The sequence below is a fragment of the Thermophilibacter sp. ZX-H3 genome, assembly GCF_052599055.1.
The window spans coordinates 41,775-60,081 of record NZ_JBQXES010000006.1; the positions used below are offsets into that span (position 1 = coordinate 41,775).

Below are 18,307 nucleotides of genomic sequence, written 5' to 3' on the forward strand. Positions count from 1 at the left end.
GCCCTATCTCGGGCGGCCGCCGCGCCGCGGCCCCTGGCGAGGCCGGTCTTTGCGGACGGAGTACCCGAAGGACCCGATGCGCCTTCCCAGCTCGAAGTACTCGCCGTGGCTGTACGCGGTGAGGCCTGCACGGCCCAGGTCGAGCCTGCCGCGCGCGTCGAGGAGGCCCTCCTCCACCTGGACGGCGGTCACGTCCGCGAGGAAGAGGTGGTGGCTTCCCAGCTCGAGCACGTCACGGACGCGGCACTCGATGCTCACCGGCGACTCCTCGATTGCGGGCGCAAGCTCGAGCGTCGCTGCCGGGGCGGGGGTGAGGCCGCACTCCGCCCACTTGTCGAAGTCGAGGCCGGAGCGGACGCCGCACCAGTCGCACGCACGCTGGAGCCGCGTGGTCACGAGGTTGACGACGAACTCGCCGGACTCGCGCACGATGTGGTAGCTGTGGCGCTCGGGCCTGAGGGAGATGGAGAGCATGGGCGGGTTGGTGCAGACGGTCCCCGCCCAGGCGACGGTCACGATGTCCCTCTCGCCCGCCTCGTTTGCGCAGCTCACCATCACTGCCGGAAGCGGGTAGAGCATGTTGCCGCCCTTCCAGGCCTGCTTCGCCATGACTCCCCTTTCGTTGGCCGGGCCATAGAGTCCCCGACTGTGCACATGCCGCGTTTTCAACCCAATTCTGGCATCAAAACGCGGCATGTGTACAGTCGGAACGAGCAGCCTCGCCCCATCGGGGGCGCGGGGTAGAGCGTCCGCGTCGCACAACCCGACAAAACGGGCGATTTTTCCTCAGATTTGTCGGGTTGTGCGACGCGACCCCGGGGCCTCAGGAGCAGAGCGCGCCGCCGAGGCGCGTGCCCGCCCAGACCGCAACGAGGCACGTGGCCACGTTCGCCGCGACGTTCACCGCCGCAGCCAGACCGTTGCCCGCCTCGAGCAGCTGAAACGTCTCGTTGGAGAACGTCGAGAACGTGGAGAGCCCGCCGCAGAGCCCCACGGTGAGAAGCAGGCGCGCGGGCTCGGGCAGCGGAGAGGCCGCGTTCGCGCCGCTCACAACGCCGATGATGAGCCCGGCGAGGACGTTGGCGACGAAGGTCCCCGCCGGCAGGCCCGGCAGGAGTGACGAGAGCGCCAGCCCCAGGCCCCAGCGTCCCACACTTCCCACGGCGCCGCCCAGCGCTACGGCCACAAGCTCGATCATGCGAATCCCCTCTCCCGCCGCCCGCGGGCCCTCGAAGCGTCTAGTCGAGCTCCTTGGCGCCGGTCCAGAGCTGCCAGTACTCCCCGCGAAGCGCGAGGAGCTCCTCGTGTGTGCCGCGCTCCACGATGCGCCCGTGCTCGAGCACCATGATCGCGTCCGCGTTGCGGACCGTGGAGAGCCGGTGCGCGATCACGAAGACCGTGCGCCCCGCCATGAGCGCGTCCATCCCACGCTGGATGAGCGCCTCGGTGCGCGTGTCGATGCTCGAGGTGGCCTCGTCGAGGATGAGCACCGGCGGGTTGGCCACGGCCGCTCGGGCGATGGCCAGGAGCTGCCGCTGCCCCTGCGAGAGGTTGGCGCCGTCGGCCACCACGGGCGTGTCGTAGCCGCGCGGCAGGCGCGAGATGAAGCCGTCGGCGTTTGCCACGCGCGCGGCGGCGCGGACCTCCTCGTCCGTGGCGTCGAGCTTGCCGAAGCGGATGTTCTCGGCGATGGTCCCCGAGAAGAGGTGCGTGTCCTGCAGCACGATGCCGAGCGAGCGGCGCAGGCTCGCCTTCTCGATGTCGCGCACGTCGATGCCATCGTAGGTGATCACGCCGGAGCGCGTCTCGTAGAAGCGGTTGATGAGGTTGGTGATGGTGGTCTTGCCCGCGCCCGTGGAGCCCACGAAGGCGATCTTCTGGCCCGGCTTGGCGTAGAGGGTGAGGTCCTTGAGGACCGTCTGCCCCTCCTCGTAGCCAAAGTCCACGTTGTAGAAGCGGACGTCTCCCTGCAGCGGCACGTGCTCGCCGTCGATGAGCCACGCCCAGCCCGCGGCGCCCGCCGCCACGCGCGCGGCCTCCACGTCGTCGGCGTGCTCGAGGCGCACCACGCCCTCGTCCACCTCGGGCTCAAGGCGCATCACGGAGAAGATGCGCTCGGCGCCCGCCAGCGCCGTGAGCAGGAAGTTGCCCTGCTGCGTGAACTGGTTGAGCGGCGCCGTGGCCTGACGGACAAACACGAGGTAGCTCGCGAGCGACCCCACGTCCATCTGCCCACCCAGCGCCAGGACCGCGCCCAGGATGGTGACGATGGCATAGTTGATGTAGCCCACGCACACGGTCACGGGCACCATCGTGGAGGCGTACGCCTGCGCCGACGTGCCCGCCTCGCGCAGGCGCTCGTTGAGCTCGCGGAAGCCGGCGAGGTTTGCGGCCTCGTGGTTGAAGACCTTCACGACCTTCTGGCCGGAGATCATCTCCTCCACGTAGCCGTCGAGCGCGCCCAGCTCGTGCTGCTGGCGCGAGAAGAACCGCCGGCTCCGTCCGCCCGAGAAGCGCACGTAGAGCGCGATGCCCGCGTCACACGCCAGGGTGACGAGCGTGAGGCGCCAGTCGAGCACCAGAAGCAGCGTGAGCGTGCCCACGATCTGCACGCCCGCCTGGACGAGGCTCGCGAAGCTGTTGTTGAGCGCCTCGGAGACCGTGTCGACGTCGTTGGTGAAGTAGCTCATCACGTCGCCGTGCCGGCTGCGGTCAAAGAAGGAGAGCGGGAGGCGCTCGATGTGGTCGAAGAGGTCGCGCCGGATGTCAAAGACCACGCGCTGCGCCGCGCGAACCATCGTCTGCGTGTAGCCGGCAGCAGACGCCACGCCCAGGAGGTAGATCACCGCGGTCAGCGCGACGCCGGACGCGAAGGACGCGAAGTCGCCCTCCCCCACCGCGTTGACCACGGGCTTGATCATGTACGTTCCGAAGAGGTTGGCGAGCGCGCTCACGGTGACGAGCACCGCCACGAGCAGGAGCATCCAGCGCGCGTGGCTCATGTAGGAGAGGAGCGTCCGCAGCGTGGCGAGCGGGTTTGCGGGGCGCGCGGGCGCCGCGGTCTGACGGGACGGCATCTACGCCACCTCCCCGCTGATTCCAGAGCCTATCTGGGACTCGTAGATCTCCTGGTAGATTGGGTCGCTGGCGAGAAGCTCCTCGTGCGTCCCGCAGGCGTGGACGCGCCCGTCGTCGAGCACCACGATCTTGTCGGCGTCCATCACGGAGGCCACGCGCTGGGCGATCACGATCTTGGTGACGTCGGCGAGCGACGCCAGGTTCTCGCGGATCGTGGCGTCGGTCGCCATGTCCACGGCGCTCGTGGAATCGTCAAAGATGAGGACGCGCGGACGCTTGAGCAGGGCTCGGGCGATGCAGAGGCGCTGGCGCTGCCCGCCCGAGACGCCCGCGCCGCCCTGGCCGAGGTCGCCGTCGAGCCCGCCGATGCGGTCCAGGAACTCGTCCGCGCAGGCGAGGCGGCACGCCTCGAGCATGTCCTCGTCCGAGGCGCCCGCGTCTCCCCAGGCCAGGTTCTCGCGAACGGTGCCCGAGAAGAGCACGTTCTTCTGCAGCACCACGCCCACCGCGTCGCGCAGGCGCGCGAGGTCGTAGTCGCGCACGTCGCGCCCGCCCACGCGCACGGAGCCCGAGGTCACGTCGTAGAGACGGGCGATGAGCTGCACGAGCGTGGTCTTGCCCGAGCCCGTGCCGCCCAGGATGCCTATGGTGGAGCCCGCCGGGAAGTCCAGGCAGACGTCCTCGAGGACGTTCTTCTCGGCTGTGCTCGCGTACTTGAAGCTCACGTGGTCAAAGCAGACCGATCCGTCGCGCACGTCGCGCACCGCGTGGTGCGGGGAGGCGATGGTGGGCTTCTCGTCCAGCACCTCCCCCACGCGCTCCACGCTGGTGACGGCGCGCGCGAGCAGCAGGAAGACGTTTGAGATCATCATGAGCGAGTTCACGATCTGCAGCACGTAGCTCATGAAGCCCGTGAAGGTGCCCACCGTGAGCGTGCCCGCGAGGATCATCTGGCCGCCGAGCCACATGATGCCCACGCAGGTCGTGTACATGGTCGCCTGGAAGATCGGGAGGTTGAGCACGGCCGTGCGGAAGGTGCGCGTGGCGGTGGAGGCGAGCTCCCCGTTCACGTCCGAGAAGCGCTCGGCGACATGCCCCTCTCGCACGTAGGCCTTGATCACGCGGATGGCCGCGAGGTCCTCCTGCAGGGCGTCGTTGAGCCTGTCCATCACGCCCTGGAGCACGCGGTAGAGCGGTCCCACGCGACGCACCACGAGAAAGACCGCCACCGCGAGCACCGGCATCACCACGAAGAACACCACCGCGAGCTCCGCCGACATGAGCCAGGCGCACAGCAGGCCCATCACCATGATCACGGGGCCGCGCACGAGCGGGCGCGTGCCGGAGACCAGGGCGTTCTGGACCACCGTGACGTCGGTGGTGAGGCGCGTCACGAGAGACGAGCTCTCGAAGTCGTCGAGGTTGGCGAAGGAGAACTCCTGCAGGTGCGCGTACTCGGCCTCGCGCAGGCGCGCGCCGAGCCCCATGGCGGCGCGGGCCGAGAAGCGCGCGTAGAGAAAGCCCAGCCCGAGCGAGAGGAGCGCGCAGACGAGCATGCCGGCGCCGCCCCTGAGGACGGTGGGCAGGCTGCCGGCCATGATGCCCTCGTCCAGGACGTAGGCCATGAGCACGGGGATGAAGATCTCGAGCGAGGTCTCCACGGCCACGCAGAGCACGGCCATGAGGAAGTCGCGACGATACGGCCCCAGGTAGCGGGCGATGAGGCGGACGCCGTCCATCAGGCCTCGCCCCCCTTCGCGCCGCCGGCGGGGTCGCGCGCGGGGTCGGCGTCGTCGATGGCGCGCCAGAGGTTGGCGCGGGCGCGGGCGAGAAGGTCGGCGAAGGCGGCACGCTCCTCGGGTGAGAAGCCCGCGAGCATGACCTCCTGCTCATCGGCGCAGATGGCGTCCCAGGAGTCCGCGGCGGCACGGCCCCGCTCCGTGAGCTCGAGGGCCTTCGTGCGGCGGTCCCGTCCAGGGGCAGAGGTCACGAAGCCCGCGCGCTCGAGGGAGTCGAACATGCGCGAGACGGCGCCGGGGTCGCACTCGAAGAAGTCCGCGACCTCGCGCTGGCTTGACGGGCCGTGAACGGCCAGGTAGACGAGCATCTTCGGCTGGCCGGGGCCGAGCCCGAGCTCGTCGACGCGCGGCCTCAGGTAGGTGCGCTGCGCGTGGAAGGCGCGCATGAGGCGCATGTGGAAGTCCTCGAGCGAGGACCCCCGCTCCGGAATGGGCATGGTGACTCCTTGACACGTCAATGGTTGACCATGCAAGAATACGACAGGGCGCCGCCGTGTCAAGGGCCGACGGCAGAGCGCCCGCCCCGCGACGCGGAGACGGGCGCTCGTGTCACCTATGTGGGTGGGTTGGGGACTGCCCCCAGCTCACGGCTAGCGGCGCTCGGAGTCGTTGGACTCGTCGAAGTCCTCGTCCTCGTCCACCATGTTCCTGATGGCCTCCTTCTGCTCCGCGTTGAACTTGTCGGCGGCCATCTTCTCGGCGAAGGTCGCCTTCTTGAAGACCGTCGGCTGGTTGACCACGACCTGCGGGAACGGGATCGAGATGTCGTAGCGGTCGAAGAGGAGCTTCATCTCGCGGTTCAGGTCGTTGGTGAGGGGCGCGCGGTCCTTCTCGGCGCACTCCGCCACGATCTTGATGTTGACCGAGTTGTCCGCGAGCATCGTGACGCCCTTGTAGAACGGGCCGTCGATGATGGCCGGCAGGCGCTTCTTGATGTTGGGCAGCTCCTTGGCGAGGATGCTCTCAACGCGCTCGAGGCTCTCGCCGTACTCGATGCCCACCTCGACGGCGGCGTAGGAGTGCTCCTTGGTCATGTTGACCACGTTGGAGATGTTGGAGTTGCGCAGCACGAGGATGTTGCCGGAGCCGTCGTTGATCTTGGTCGTGCGCACGCCGATCTCCATGACGGTGCCGCGCTGGCCGCTCACCTGGATGATGTCGCCGACGCGGAACTCGCCCTCGAAGATGATGAAGAGGCCCGATATGATGTCGGTCACGATGTCCTTGGCGCCGAGGGAGACCGCGAAGGTGAGCAGGCCGGCCGAGGCGAGCAGCGTCGCCGTGTCCACACCGAGAAGCGCGAGGCACCAGTACAGCGCGATGATCACGGAGGCGTACTTCACCACGCTCGCGATGAGGCGGCACATGGTCACGCCGCGCGCCTCGACGACGCGGGCGATGAGCATGAGGATCTGCTGCAGGACCTCGGCGATGGTCGCGATCACGCAGGCGAACATGATCGACGCGGTGATGGCGAAGATGTTGAGGCCGTGCTGCCAGCTCCCGCCGAGGATGTACGAGAAGATCGAGCTCTTCTCGAAGATCGCGTCCTTGAAGATGACCGCGACGCACACGATGATGACGGCCACGCCCATGAACCAGCGCAGGACGGTGCCGAGCTTCTGCTCGGGCGACATCTCGTACCAGTTGAAGGAGCGGTGGAACCAGCGGCTCGCGGCGCTCACGGTGCGCATGGTGCGGCCGCCCACGGTGACGTTCACCATCTTGGGGCGCGAGTCGTCGCCCTCGTCCTTCTCGGCAGCCTCGGCCTGGGAGCCCGGCTTGGGCCGGGGCTCGAGGACCATGATGCAGAAGACGACCACGAGGCAGGCGATGGCCACGCCGCCGGTGGCGATGGTCAGCGGGCCGCGCTCCTCCATGAGCGCGCCGTCGGGCCCGACGGCGAAGACGTAGTAGTCGCTCGTCTCGGCGGACGCGGCGTAGAGCTGCTCGCCGTTGATGGAGATGTAGTCGCTGTAGCCGTCCTTGAGCTGGTCGTCGGTCATGCCGCAGTCGGTGGCAAGCTTGCCGACCATGTTGTCGGCGGGATAGTAGGCGAAGGTGCCGTCGGACTTGTTGACGGCGAAGGCGAAGCCGTCCGCGCCCACGTGGACGCCGTCGAGCACGTTCTCAATCTGGACGCTCTCGAGGAGGGTCTCGAGGCGCGTCGGGCGGATGCCGAGCTGGACGAAGCCGTTCACGGTGCCCGACTCGTCGTGCGTGGTCACGCCGATGTACTGCCTGAGCTCGCCGGAGACCTCGTCGGGGCCGGCCTCCTGCACGACGGAGTCAACGCCCTGGAGGAGCTTGCGGAAGTCGTATGACTGGTCCTCGGGGTCCTCGGAGAGCACGAAGTTGGTGAAGTTGGAGTTGGTGGCCGTCATCGTGCCGTTGATGTCAAAGGTGAAGAGGTACTGGATCTGCAGGACGTCGGCGAGCTCCTGGAGCTTCTCGCGCGTGGCGAGGGCGGGGTTGTGGTCGAGCGCGTAGGCCGCGACGTTGGCCTTGGAGAGGTAGCGCTCGTTGTACTGGGACTCGAGCTCGGCCGCGCGGTCCTGGCTGCGGTCGATGGTGGAGGCAACCTGGTCCACGCGCTCGGAGAGCGTGAGCGACTGCGAGGAGAGCGCGAAGAGCGTCTGCATGTAGAAGGAGATGACCACGATGCAGATGAAGCCCACGACGGACAGCACCGCCGCGCGGCTCGCGATGCGGCGGTTGACGCGGACGCCGCCGAGCGCGCGGATCTCCTCCACGCCCTCGTGGCCGTTGCGCTCGTCCTCGCGCAGCACGAAGATGCCGTAGAGGGCCACCGACGCGGCCACGACGGCGAACGCGAAGAGGATGACGCCCACGGTGACGTCACCCGAGGCGTTCATGTCGGCCGCGGGGACGGCCTCGATGTAATACGTGTCGTCGACGAGGCACACGCGCCCGTAGATGCTCTTGCCGTCGAGCCTCATCCAGCCGGTGAAGCCGTCCTCGAGGTCCTCGACGTCGATGCCCTCGTCGATGGCGTCCGCGCCGATGAGGCGCTCGTCGGGGTGGTACTCGATCACGTAGGTCTGCGCGGAGAGGGCGAAGACGTAGCCGTCCTGCCCGATCTGGATGCCCTTGAGCACGCTCGCGGTCGAGCCGGTGGAGTCGACGAGCTCGTGCAGCTCCGCGGGGCTCTGCTCGATGACCACCATGGTGCCCTCGTCGATCCGCGCGGCGTAGTAGCGCACGTTCCAGTCCTGCTCGGGCAGGTCGATCTCCACGGCGCGCGACGGCTCGCCCGTGGCGAGCGACTCGCGCAGGTAGTTGAAGCGCGCGGCGGCAAAGTCCGCGCGGGTGTCGGCCGCCTTGGCGACCACGGTTCCGTCGGCGCTCACCAGCAGCACGTTGTCGACCCCGAGGAGCTCCTGGTACTCGCGCATCTTGGCGTCCGTGGCCTCGAAGCCCGTGTCGTTGGCGACGAGGAACGAGACGCTCTGGGCCTTGGACTGGTAGATGGCGTCGAAGGTCTCCTTGTTCTGAGCGTTCTCCTCGTCCGCCTCGGCGAGCAGGGAGGTGAGCTGCCTGGCCTCCTCCTCCATCTCGACGTCATAGTTGGCGCGCGTGAGCTCGCTCTGCATGTTGGAGAGGAGCACCCCCATGACGGCGATGCTCGCGAGCGCGGCGATGACGATGGCCGCGATCTTGATCTTGAGGTTACGTGACATCCGCATCGCTATCCCCCTAGTCCCACTTGTCCACGAGCGCGGCGATGGTGCCGTCGTCGAGCATCTCCTGCACCGCCTCGGACACGGGCTGGGAGAGCTCGGAGCCCTTCTGCGTGGCCACGCCGAACGACTGCTCGGCCACCACGAAGTCGGGGAGCACGGTGCGCTTGTCGTCCATGTAGGTATGCGCGATGGCGCCGTCGAGCACCATGGCGTCGACCTCGCCGGACTCGAGCGCGTCGGAGAGCTCCTGGTAGCTGGGGTACTGCACGAGGTTCCAGGTGTCGAAGGTGACGTCGGAGTTGTCCTCGTTGGCGGTCACGACCTCGCCGTTCGTGAAGCCTATCTCATAGAGCTTGATGGAGAGCAAAGGCGCGGCGTTGGCGCCGGACATGGTGCCGAACGTGCATCCGCGCAGGTCGTCGATGCCCTCGAAGAGGGAGGAGTTCTGGACCACCGCGATGACCCGGTCGTCATAGTACGCGGGAGAGAAGTCGAAGTTCTCCAGGCGGGAGTCGGCGATGGAGTAGCAGCCCGCGATGAGGTCGATCTCTCCGTTGAGGAGCATCTCCTTGCGGTTCTCCGGGAGCACGGTGACGAACTCGACCTCGCCGTAGCCGAGGCGGTCGGCGAGCTGGTTGACGAGGTCGATCTCCATGCCGTAGTAGTTGCCGGTGCCCTCGTTGAGGTAGCCGAACCCCACCACGTCCGCGCGCACGCCGGCGCGCAGGGTCCCCTTCAACCCGCCGATCGCGACGGGCGCGCCGTCACACCCGCTCGCAAGCATTCCCACCGGCAGCGCCGCAAGCATCAGCGCGCCGAAGGACCGTCTCGTCAAATTCAACGTCCTTCCCCCTTGAACTTCTCGTTAACCAGCTGATTCACACGATTTGTCATTATCTCGTACAAAATTGCAGGTAATCGTATTCTTTTTCAGTTTCAACCTAGCTTTGAGCTAACTCTTGACCTGCAGTTCATTTGTTCAACTTCCCATTGAAATTGAGCGCGCCCTGTTGTGGGAGCCCATCCGCTTCGGCACAATGGCGAGCGTTTTGTCGCCCGGCGGACCTCAGCCGTCGGGCACGTTTCATGAAGGAGGATGTTTTGGATTCCACCAAGAAGTACCTCGCCGAGGCCCTCGGCACGTTCGTGCTCACGCTCTTCGGCTGCGGCAGCGCCTGCATAGCCGGCACCACGCTCGGCACCGTGGGCATCGCCCTGGCCTTTGGCCTGTCCATCGTCGCCATGGCCTTCGTCATCGGCAACGTCTCGGGCTGCCACATCAACCCGGCCGTGACCTTCGGCTGCTACGTCGACGGCCGCATCTCCCTCAAGGACCTCTACTGCTACTGGATCGCCCAGTTCGTCGGCGCCATCGCGGCCGCCTTCGTGCTGCTGTTCATCGTGACCCAGTGCGGCTCCCTCGGCGGCGTGGCCGAGACCGGCCTCGGCTGCAACGGCTTCGGCGACGCCTCCACGACCGGCCTCTCCATGATCGGCGCCTTCGTCGTCGAGGTCATCCTCACCTGCGTCTTCGTGCTCACCATCCTCGGCGTGACCGCCGACGTCAAGACCAGCCACTTCGGCGGCCTCGTGATCGGCCTCTGCCTCACCTTCGTGCACATCATGGGCATCCCCCTGACGGGCACCTCCGTGAACCCCGCCCGCAGCTTCGGCCCCGCGCTCGCCATGGCCGTGACCGGCAACACCGTCGCCATCGAGCAGGTCTGGGTCTTCATCTTCGCGCCGCTCGCCGGCGCCGCCCTCGCCGCGGTCATCTTCAAGGGCTTCAAGAGCTTCTACGGCTCCGAGAAGTAGTCCTTCTCGGCACATGCCCCCACCTTGCGGCGCCCGCCACTCCCGGCGGGCGCCGTTTTTTCGCGCGCGGGCCCTCCGGCCGACGCCCTTCTCGCCCATTGCTCGCGCGCGGGCCCTCCGGCCGACGCCCTTCTCGCCCATTGCTCGCGCGCGGGCCCTCCGGCCGACGCCCTTCTCGCCCATTGCTCGCGCGCGGGCCCTCCGGCCGACGCCCTTCTCGCCCATTGCGCTTGCGCCGAGACAGAGGAACGGGACAAAACGGGGTCGTTTGAAAGCACGTTTTGTCCCGTTCCTCTGTCTCGGTGAGAACGCAGACTAAAAGATGCTGGCGAGAAGGACGGTCTACCCGAGGTTAGAGACCACGGCCCATACCATCGCGACCAGCAGCACCGCGATGAGGATGCCAGCGTAGAGCTTGGCGGTGCCCTTCTGGAGCTTCTCGACCTGCTCGCGCTTGTCGCTCATGCCGTTCCCTTCGCCAGCTGGCGCCGGACGGTCCCTGAGACCTGTCCCGTTTTCTCTGAGAGAAAAACCCGTCCCCTTTTACAGGAGGCGGAGGCCGACCTCCTTGAGCTGCTTGCCGGAGACCTCGCTGGGGGCCTCGGACATGAGGTCGCTGCCGGAGGACGTCTTGGGGAACGCCATGACGTCACGGATGGAGTCCTCACCGGCCAGCAACATGCACACGCGGTCGAGGCCGAGGGCGAAGCCGCCCATCGGGGGCGCGCCGTACTCGAGGGCGTCCATCAGGAAGCCGAACTGCTCGCGGGCGCGCTCCACCGTGAAGCCCATGAGCTCGAGCATGTCGAGCTGCATCTGGGAGTTGTGGATACGCATGCCGCCGCCGCCCGCCTCGCAGCCGTCCATGACGAAGTCGTACGTCGCCGAGCCAATGGCCAGCGGGTCCGCCTTGATCTTCTCGACGTCGAGCTCGGTGGGCAGGGTGAAGGGCTGGTGCTCGGCCTCGTAGCGCTTGGTCTCGTCGTCCCAGTGGAAGAGCGGGAAGTTGACCACCCAGAGGAAGTCGTGGCCCTCGCGCGGGACGTCGAGCGCGTTTGCCATGTGCAGGCGCATGCCGCCGAGGATCTCGTCGGCCGTCTTGCGGTCGGCCACGGCGAACATCACGAGGTCGCCCAGCTCGACGTCCATCTCGGCCTTGAGGGCCTCCATTTCCTCGTCGGAGAAGAACTTGACGATCGGGCTGTTCACGGAGCCGTCCTCGCGGAACGCGATCCACGCGAGGCCCTTGGCGCCAAACTCGGCGGCGACGTTGGCCAGCTTGTCAATCTGCGCGCGCGGCCAGGCGCCGGCCCCCTTGGCGTTGATGGCCTTGACGTACTGGCCGTCGGTCGCGGCGGCGCTCGCGAAGAGCTTGAACTTGGAGGCCTGGAAGATCCCCGTCACGTCGTGGAGCTCCATGCCAAAGCGGGTGTCCGGCTTGTCGGAGCCGTAGGTGTCCATCGCGTCCCAGTAGTCCAGGCGGCGAAGCGGCGTGGGCATCTCGACGCCCATCTTGGCAAAGGCGTCCGCCAGCACGTCCTCGAGCGCGCCCATGACGTCGTCCTGCTCGACGAAGCTCATTTCGATGTCCACCTGCGTGAACTCGGGCTGGCGGTCGGCGCGCAGGTCCTCGTCGCGGAAGCACTTGGCAACCTGGTAGTAGCGCTCGACGCCGCCGACCATGAGGAGCTGCTTCAGGAGCTGCGGGGACTGCGGCAGCGCGTAGAAGTGACCGGGCTGGGTGCGGGACGGCACGAGGAAGTCGCGCGCGCCCTCGGGCGTGGACTTGAAGAGCGCCGGGGTCTCCACCTCGAGGAACTCGCGGTCGTGCAGCGCCTGGCGCAGCGCGAAGGTGAAGTCGGAGCGCATCTTGAGGTTGGCCGTCATGCGCGGGCGGCGCAGGTCGAGGTAGCGGTAGCGCAGGCGGACGTCCTCGGAGGTGTCCACGTGGTCCTCGATCTGGAAGGGCGGCGTCTTGGAGGAGTTGAGGACCTCGATGGCGTCGATAAGGACCTCGATTTCGCCGGTGGCGAGCTTGGGGTTCTCCATGCCCTCGGGGCGCTCGCGGACGACGCCGGTGACCTTGATGGGCCACTCGGAGCGGATGGTCTCGGCCGCGTGGAAGGCCTCGCCGCCGGAGTGCTCCGGGTCAAAGGAGACCTGCGTCACGCCGTCGCGGTCGCGCAGGTCAACAAAGATGAGGCCGCCGTGGTCGCGGCGGTGCCAGACCCAGCCGGTGAGGGTCACCTGCTGGCCGATATGCTCGCGGCGCAGCTCGCCGCAGGTGTGGGTATGCATGGTGTGGGAGTCCATGATTGCCTTTCTCGTCCTGCCGCCCCGTGCCGTACGGGCGGCGCCTGCCGGATGGCCGCGGCGCACGTAAACGGCGCACGTCACAGCGGGGGTGATTGTACTACGGGCGACGTGCGCGGCGAGCGAGCGTAACCGGACGACAATAATCACGCGGACGATGCAGCTCGTCAAAGAAGCGGTGCGCACCCTTGGAGAGTGCGGAGGCAATCGCTTCGTTCGTGGCAGCCTCCAGAATTGGCAGCCCAGCTCTGCCAATGTATGCGCCAGTCGATAAGTAGACTCAGAACTTACTGCTCTTACTCAGGTGTAGCTCCTACCGTCGCGGGAAAGCAAGAGCGGGCGGCACCGCCAGCAGAACCGAGCATGTCACGAACGCCAGCCGCGCACCGCAGCCAGCAAAACCGAACCTCATGCAACCCCCCTGGGCTTGGAGACGAAAGGCTACGCCGATCGTTCCTTCAGCTTCAGCCCGTAAACCCCTGCTCAAAGGCCCCGGGGAACGAGCAGGGCCGGTCCATTTAACCGAAGCGCCGAGAAGGACCCTACGGAGTATCGACGAACACCTTCTTGCGTACCGTCTTGAGGACATTTCTTCTGAACATACCCCACGAGCCAAAGAAGCGACGATCAGTGGCGGTCTCTTCATGGGCCTGGTACTTGAGCGCCGTCAGCTCGACCGCGCAGGCGTAGTCGGCCGCCTGCGCGAGTCGGTATTCTGAAGGCGAGGCAGCTCGAAACACCACAGCCTCGCGGGCGAGCGCGTATTCGAGCGCATCGTGAATCGCCTGCGTCACCGCGTGCTGGCCACCGTCGTAGTAGACCTTCACCCGGTCAAACTGCTGCAGATAGTCGAGGTTATCAAAAAGGAAGTTGACCACATCCCGACGCATCCGCTCGGAGAGGTGCTCAGCATCCGAGAACTCACGCTTCCGGTACGAGAAGGTCTTGTAGCGGATGGGGAGGTATCGGAACAGGACGCGAAACGCCGCAAGAAGCCGCAGCCTATCTTCAACGCTCATAAAGGAGTAGTCGTCGTGCCCGTTCATCAGGGGCGAGGCGTGAAAGGGCAGATTGGGGAGGCCGCGCGCCACAAGGCTCCGCTCATACCGAGAAACGCTGTCAACCAGAGGAGCACTCTGGTCATGGAACACAAGTGTCAGAAGGTAGTAGTCTGAGTCCAGGCCGTCGGCTCCAGACTCGTCTACGAAGACGCTCAGTTCTCGCAACTCAACCCCCCCTCTCGATATAAAAAATGCCGGGGGAAACGCCCCCGGCGCTTGGAAGACCCCGAAGGGCCCACTTCTCTTATACCACACTGGGGGCGCTCCAAACGCGCTGCCACCTCAGATGGCCTACAATCCCAGAAATCCCTGCTCAAAAGCACCAGGAAACGCGAACATGCGGTCCTTGCCGCCCAGATGAACGACGATGTAGCCCTCGTCGAGACTCACCACCGTACCTTGGCCGAACGCCTTGTGGCGCACGACGTCGCCGACCTCGATGGAGTCAAGCTGCTGGCGAGAAGGACGGGCAGGTGCTGCGACGTAGCCTCCACCGCGGGCTCAGGCGTCGGCTCACGTCATTCCTCGTTGTTCCTATGCTTCCTTGTCTGAATGTCATCAACTAGTTTGACGATCGACTCTCCCTGGCCGAGCAAGTACGGCGTCCAATCCGTTTTCCTGGCAAGGTCATACTCCGCTGCCGACCTCAGCCTGAAGAGAAGTACGCGGTGCTCCTTCCAGGCGAGCAGCGGATGAAGCGTCTCTCCAGTGCTCTCTATCCTGAGTTCTGGGTTCAGAGACGGATACTCATAGCGAGCACCTTTGGTGGCAGCCCGCAGCCTGTCGAGATCGGCCTGTTCCTCAGGCTGGACATCACCCTTGATAAGGCTCCTCCAAATCCTGAAGTATGGCTGTGGCGGAAAGCCCATCCCCTCATTCATCACCGTTGCGTAGAGGCCAGTAAAAAACTTCTTTTTCCTCTGAACCTCACCTCTGTCGTTACCTCATCATCAGGCAAGCCTCCAGTAGTGGGTTCAAGCCCAAGCCGCGCGGCGACATAGTCGTCGTTTCCAAGGAAGTACTCCTCGATGAGATCCCATCGCTCCTCGGTGCTCATCGGCGTCATGAAGAAGCACGTGATAATTAAGACGCTCCCCCGTCGTACGTGCTACCCTAGCGCCGGCCAACCGAAGGAGCGCACATGCCCGCATACCAGACCGTCGTCTTCGACCTTGACGGAACCCTCCTGAACACCCTCGAGGACCTGCACCTCTCCACCAACGCGGCGCTCGCCGCGCACGACATGCCGCCGCACTCCATCGACGACGTGCGCCGCTTCGTGGGCAACGGCATTCGCCTGCTCATCCACCGGGCCGTGCCCGCCGGCACGGACGCCGCCACGGAGGGGGCCGTCTACGAGGACTTCTGCGCTCACTACGCCGCCCACTGCGAGGACCACACCGGCCCCTACCCCGGCATCCCCGAGCTCCTGGCCCACCTGCGCGCCGCAGGCGTGCGCCTGGCCGTGGTCTCCAACAAGGGCGACTTCGCCGTGCAGGAGCTGATCGCGCGGCAGTTCCCGGGCGCCTTCGACGCGGTGCTCGGGGAGAACGAGGCGGCCGGCATCCGCAAGAAGCCAGCCCCGGACATGGTGGAGGCAGCGCTCGGGCGCATGGGCGTCACGCACGAGGGCATGGCGTACGTGGGCGACTCCGAGGTCGACGTGCAGACCGCCGAGGCCGTCGGGTGCAGCTGCATTTCATGTACGTGGGGATTCCGCGGGCGAGACGAGCTCGTGGCGGCGGGGGCGACCACCTTCGTGGACACGCCTGACGAGCTGGAGCGCGTTCTTCTCGCCAGCGCTCAGTGACCGCAGAGGCTACGCTCACCTAACATTTCGGGAACAGACGCATAACAGGCGGCGAGACGGGTTATAGTTTGTCTATCGTCCATTTGGTATTCCGGAGAAAGGAACCGCCATGGGAAAGAAGGCAGCAGAGGCCCTCGACATCAACTACGACGAGCTGGCCGAGTACCTGCACTGCAACCACTCGGTCTACATGAAGACCGGCTCCGCCATCTATTACCTGACTGACTGCAACTTCGAGTCCTGGCGCGCGCAGGACACGAGCCGCCGCAACGAGAAGGACCACTTCGTCGACTGCTCCGAGCTCGTCCCCACCGTTGACGAGTTCCTCGCCCTCCCCTTCATCCACGGCAAGACCATCAAGGACGTCTTCGATCACGCGACCTTCTACGCCTCCATCTCCGGCGAGAAGGACTGACGCCTCACCAATCGTCACCCGCACCTGCGACGGGGCCGGAGCCTCAGGGTTCCGGCCCCGTTTCTGTGCCGAGGGGACGTGCCGCGGGGCCGCGTTGCGGGTTCGGGGGTTATGGCAATTTGCGGCTCCGACGCGTTGCGGAGATGGGGGTTATGGCAGTCGCGGCGGAGCGTCAACTGGGCGTTCTTCTCGCCCTGTTGCGGAATCGGGGGTTGTGGCAGGTCGAAAACTGCCACAACCCCCCATCGGGCAACGCGGGCGACGGGTTAATTGCCATAACCCCGGAAAGGCCAACGCCTGAGCGGCGGGAGCCGGGAGCCGGAGGAGCCGAAAGCCGGGACTCCGCGCGTCCGGACGCCGGGGCGAGAAGAACCTCGGGCCGCCGAGCTACTCCTCGCCGAGGGCGGCGCGACCGTAGGCGTCGGCCGCGAGCATGGCGGAGGCGACCTTCTCGGGCGTGACCTCGAAGGGCATGTTGCCGAGGGTGTCGGTGGGCGCGCAGGCGAGCTTGGCCACCTCGAGCACGCGCTCCCAGCTCGCGTCCTCGACGCCGAGCTGCGCGAACGTCACAGGCAGGCCGACCTCCACGCAGAAGTCGAGCACCTCGTAGAGCTCCTCGGCGTTCTCCAGGACGAGCTGCGTGAGCGTGCCGAAGGCGACCTTCTCGCCGTGGTAGAACGCGTGGGTCTCGGGCAGGGCGGTCATGCCGTTGTGGATGGCGTGCGCGCCGGCAAGGCCCGCGGACTCGAAGCCCAGGCCGGAGAGCAGCGTGTTGGCCTCGATGATCTTCTCGACGGACTCGGTGCAGGCGCCGGCCTCCAGCGCGAGCTTAGCCTTGAGGCCGTCGGAGATGAGCGTCTCGTAGCACAGGCGGGCGAGCGCCATGGCGGCCTCGGTCACGTGCCCGCCGGCGCAGGTGGTGGCGTCGGAGCGCTTGCAGGCGCGGGCCTCGAAGTAGGTGGCCAGCGCGTCGCCCATGCCGGAGACCGTCAGGCGCACCGGGCTCTTGGAGATGACGTCGGTGTCCATGAGGACGAGGTTGGGGTTCTGCTTGAAGAACTGGTACTCCTTGAACTGGCCGTCGTCGGTGTAGATGACGGAGAGCGCGGAGCACGGGGCGTCCGTGGCGGCGATGGTGGGCACGATCACCACGGGCACGTCGACGGCGGCGGCCACGGCCTTGGCGGTGTCGAAGATCTTGCCGCCGCCCACGCCCACGACGAAGTCGGCGCCGGACGCGCGGAAGACCTCCACGAGGCGGTCGATCTCCGCCTGGGAGCACTCGCCGTTGAAGTTGTCGTAGGTGCGCGCCACGCCCGCGGCCTCGAGGCTCGCGGTGATGACGTCACCGGAGCGGCGGAGTCCCCCCTCGGAGATGACCACGAGCGCGTGGTCGCCGTAGGCCCTGACGTACTCGCCGAGGCGGGTGAGCTCGCCGGGGCCCTGGACGTACTTGCTGGGGCTGATGAAGATGCGTGCCATGTGCAAGATCCTCTCTCTTCGTGAAAGGGGCCCCGCACGAATGCGGGGCCCCGTGACCGCGTGATTGTACCGCTACTTCTTCGCCACGAGGAGCGGGTCTCCGATCTTGACGAGCGGGCGGTCGCCGATGAGCGTGCCCGAGGCGCCGACGTGGCGAATCTTGGCAAAGGCGTCCGGGTTGGAGATGACGCAGGCGATGACCTCGTCGTAGCCGGCGAGCTTGATGGCGTCGACGTCGAAGAGCATGATCGGCTGGCCGGCGTGGACCTCGTCGTTGGCCTCGACCAGGCGCTTGAAGCCCTTGCCCTTCATGTTGACCGTGCCGATGCCGATGTGGATGAGGACCTCGATGCCCTCGTGCGTGGCGATGCCGATGGAGTGGTTGGTCACCGTGGTGGCCCCGATGCGGCCGTTGACCGGCGAGTAGAGCACGCCGTTGCCGGTGGGGAGGATCCCGTAGCCGTTGCCGATGAGACCGGCGGAGATGATCTCGTCGTTGACCTCCTCGAGCGGGATGAGCACGCCCGAGACGGGGGCGTACACGGTGTCCGGGCGGGTGGCGAACGACGCCTCGGGGGGCGTGAACGTGCCGTCGTCAGAGACGAACTTGCTCTTGATCTTATCGAACAGTCCCATGGGTACCTCCTGTCTCTTCCCTTCCATTGCTTCATGGTACCGATGTTGCATGCGTGTTTCAGGTTCATTCGGCCAGCGGCGCAAAAGGGGGCGAGACAAAGGGGACGGGTACGGCGAGACAAGGGGGGACGGTGAGACAAGGGGGACGGGTTCATTTGTCTCATGAACTCGATGAGACAAATGAACCCGTCCCC

The 18,307-nt window shown here is 66.4% G+C and carries 16 protein-coding genes; 3 read left to right on the forward strand and 13 right to left on the reverse strand.

The annotated features are described in order from the left end of the window. Positions 1-3 precede the first annotated feature (3 nt). The 7 genes from ACULPM_RS03665 to ACULPM_RS03695 form a co-directional block, all read right to left on the reverse strand. On the reverse strand, positions 4-609 hold the full coding sequence (locus ACULPM_RS03665; protein WP_445331661.1) for a flavin reductase family protein: 606 nt from the start codon (positions 607-609) through the stop codon (positions 4-6). A 214-nt stretch (positions 610-823) separates the two neighbouring features. Further along, positions 824-1,198 carry a fluoride efflux transporter CrcB gene (gene crcB, locus ACULPM_RS03670; RefSeq protein WP_445331660.1) on the reverse strand — a complete coding sequence of 125 codons (375 nt, stop codon included), beginning with the start codon at positions 1,196-1,198 and terminating at the stop codon, positions 824-826. A 40-nt stretch (positions 1,199-1,238) separates the two neighbouring features. Further along, on the reverse strand, positions 1,239-3,077 hold the full coding sequence (locus ACULPM_RS03675; RefSeq protein WP_445331659.1) for an ABC transporter ATP-binding protein: 1,839 nt from the start codon (positions 3,075-3,077) through the stop codon (positions 1,239-1,241). Next, complete coding sequence (locus ACULPM_RS03680) at positions 3,078-4,817, reverse strand: ABC transporter ATP-binding protein (protein WP_445331658.1); 1,740 nt, start codon at positions 4,815-4,817, stop codon at positions 3,078-3,080. Then, entirely contained in the window at positions 4,817-5,314 is a 498-nt protein-coding gene (locus ACULPM_RS03685; protein ID WP_206109103.1) for a MarR family winged helix-turn-helix transcriptional regulator, read from the reverse strand. Before ACULPM_RS03685 ends, ACULPM_RS03680 begins: the two co-directional genes overlap by 1 nt. A 153-nt stretch (positions 5,315-5,467) precedes the next feature. Next, positions 5,468-8,578, reverse strand: coding sequence for a mechanosensitive ion channel domain-containing protein (locus ACULPM_RS03690; RefSeq protein ID WP_445331657.1), 3,111 nt, complete (start codon positions 8,576-8,578; stop codon positions 5,468-5,470). A gap of 16 nt (positions 8,579-8,594) precedes the next feature. Next, entirely contained in the window at positions 8,595-9,422 is an 828-nt protein-coding gene (locus tag ACULPM_RS03695) for a transporter substrate-binding domain-containing protein (protein ID WP_167930996.1), read from the reverse strand. Between the two features lie 260 nt (positions 9,423-9,682). Between ACULPM_RS03695 and ACULPM_RS03700 the strand changes: the two genes are divergently transcribed. Further along, the gene (locus tag ACULPM_RS03700; RefSeq protein WP_286163416.1) at positions 9,683-10,396 is read left to right on the forward strand and encodes an aquaporin; all 714 of its coding nucleotides are present in this window, start codon (positions 9,683-9,685) and stop codon (positions 10,394-10,396) included. A gap of 342 nt (positions 10,397-10,738) precedes the next feature. Here the strand turns inward: ACULPM_RS03700 and ACULPM_RS03705 are convergent, their stop codons facing one another. The 4 genes from ACULPM_RS03705 to ACULPM_RS03720 all read right to left on the reverse strand — a co-directional run bounded on the left by ACULPM_RS03705 (position 10,739) and on the right by ACULPM_RS03720 (position 14,651). Then, positions 10,739-10,861: a hypothetical protein gene (locus ACULPM_RS03705; RefSeq protein WP_445331656.1), complete on the reverse strand. Its 123-nt coding sequence runs from the start codon at positions 10,859-10,861 to the stop codon at positions 10,739-10,741. A 78-nt stretch (positions 10,862-10,939) separates the two neighbouring features. Next, positions 10,940-12,709, reverse strand: coding sequence for an aspartate--tRNA ligase (aspS, locus tag ACULPM_RS03710; RefSeq protein WP_445331655.1), 1,770 nt, complete (start codon positions 12,707-12,709; stop codon positions 10,940-10,942). Between the two features lie 542 nt (positions 12,710-13,251). Continuing rightward, on the reverse strand, positions 13,252-13,935 hold the full coding sequence (locus tag ACULPM_RS03715; protein WP_445331654.1) for a DUF3800 domain-containing protein: 684 nt from the start codon (positions 13,933-13,935) through the stop codon (positions 13,252-13,254). Positions 13,936-14,288: 353 nt separating this feature from the next. Next, positions 14,289-14,651: a hypothetical protein gene (locus ACULPM_RS03720; RefSeq protein ID WP_167930992.1), complete on the reverse strand. Its 363-nt coding sequence runs from the start codon at positions 14,649-14,651 to the stop codon at positions 14,289-14,291. A 260-nt stretch (positions 14,652-14,911) separates the two neighbouring features. On the opposite strand from ACULPM_RS03720, the gene ACULPM_RS03725 reads away from it, so the two are divergent. Next, a complete protein-coding gene (locus ACULPM_RS03725; protein WP_445331653.1) occupies positions 14,912-15,580 on the forward strand; it encodes an HAD family hydrolase in 669 nt (222 codons plus the stop codon). A 109-nt stretch (positions 15,581-15,689) separates the two neighbouring features. Beyond that, positions 15,690-15,995: a CDP-alcohol phosphatidyltransferase gene (locus tag ACULPM_RS03730; RefSeq protein ID WP_075280645.1), complete on the forward strand. Its 306-nt coding sequence runs from the start codon at positions 15,690-15,692 to the stop codon at positions 15,993-15,995. A 387-nt stretch (positions 15,996-16,382) separates the two neighbouring features. Here ACULPM_RS03730 and ACULPM_RS03735 read toward each other — a convergent pair whose 3' ends face one another. Then, positions 16,383-17,477, reverse strand: a complete 1,095-nt coding sequence (locus ACULPM_RS03735; RefSeq protein ID WP_445331652.1) for a glycerol dehydrogenase — start codon at positions 17,475-17,477, stop codon at positions 16,383-16,385. A gap of 72 nt (positions 17,478-17,549) precedes the next feature. After that, positions 17,550-18,113 (reverse strand): PTS sugar transporter subunit IIA, encoded by a 564-nt coding sequence (locus ACULPM_RS03740; protein ID WP_167930988.1) that lies wholly within the window; start codon positions 18,111-18,113, stop codon positions 17,550-17,552. Positions 18,114-18,307: the final 194 nt, after the last annotated feature.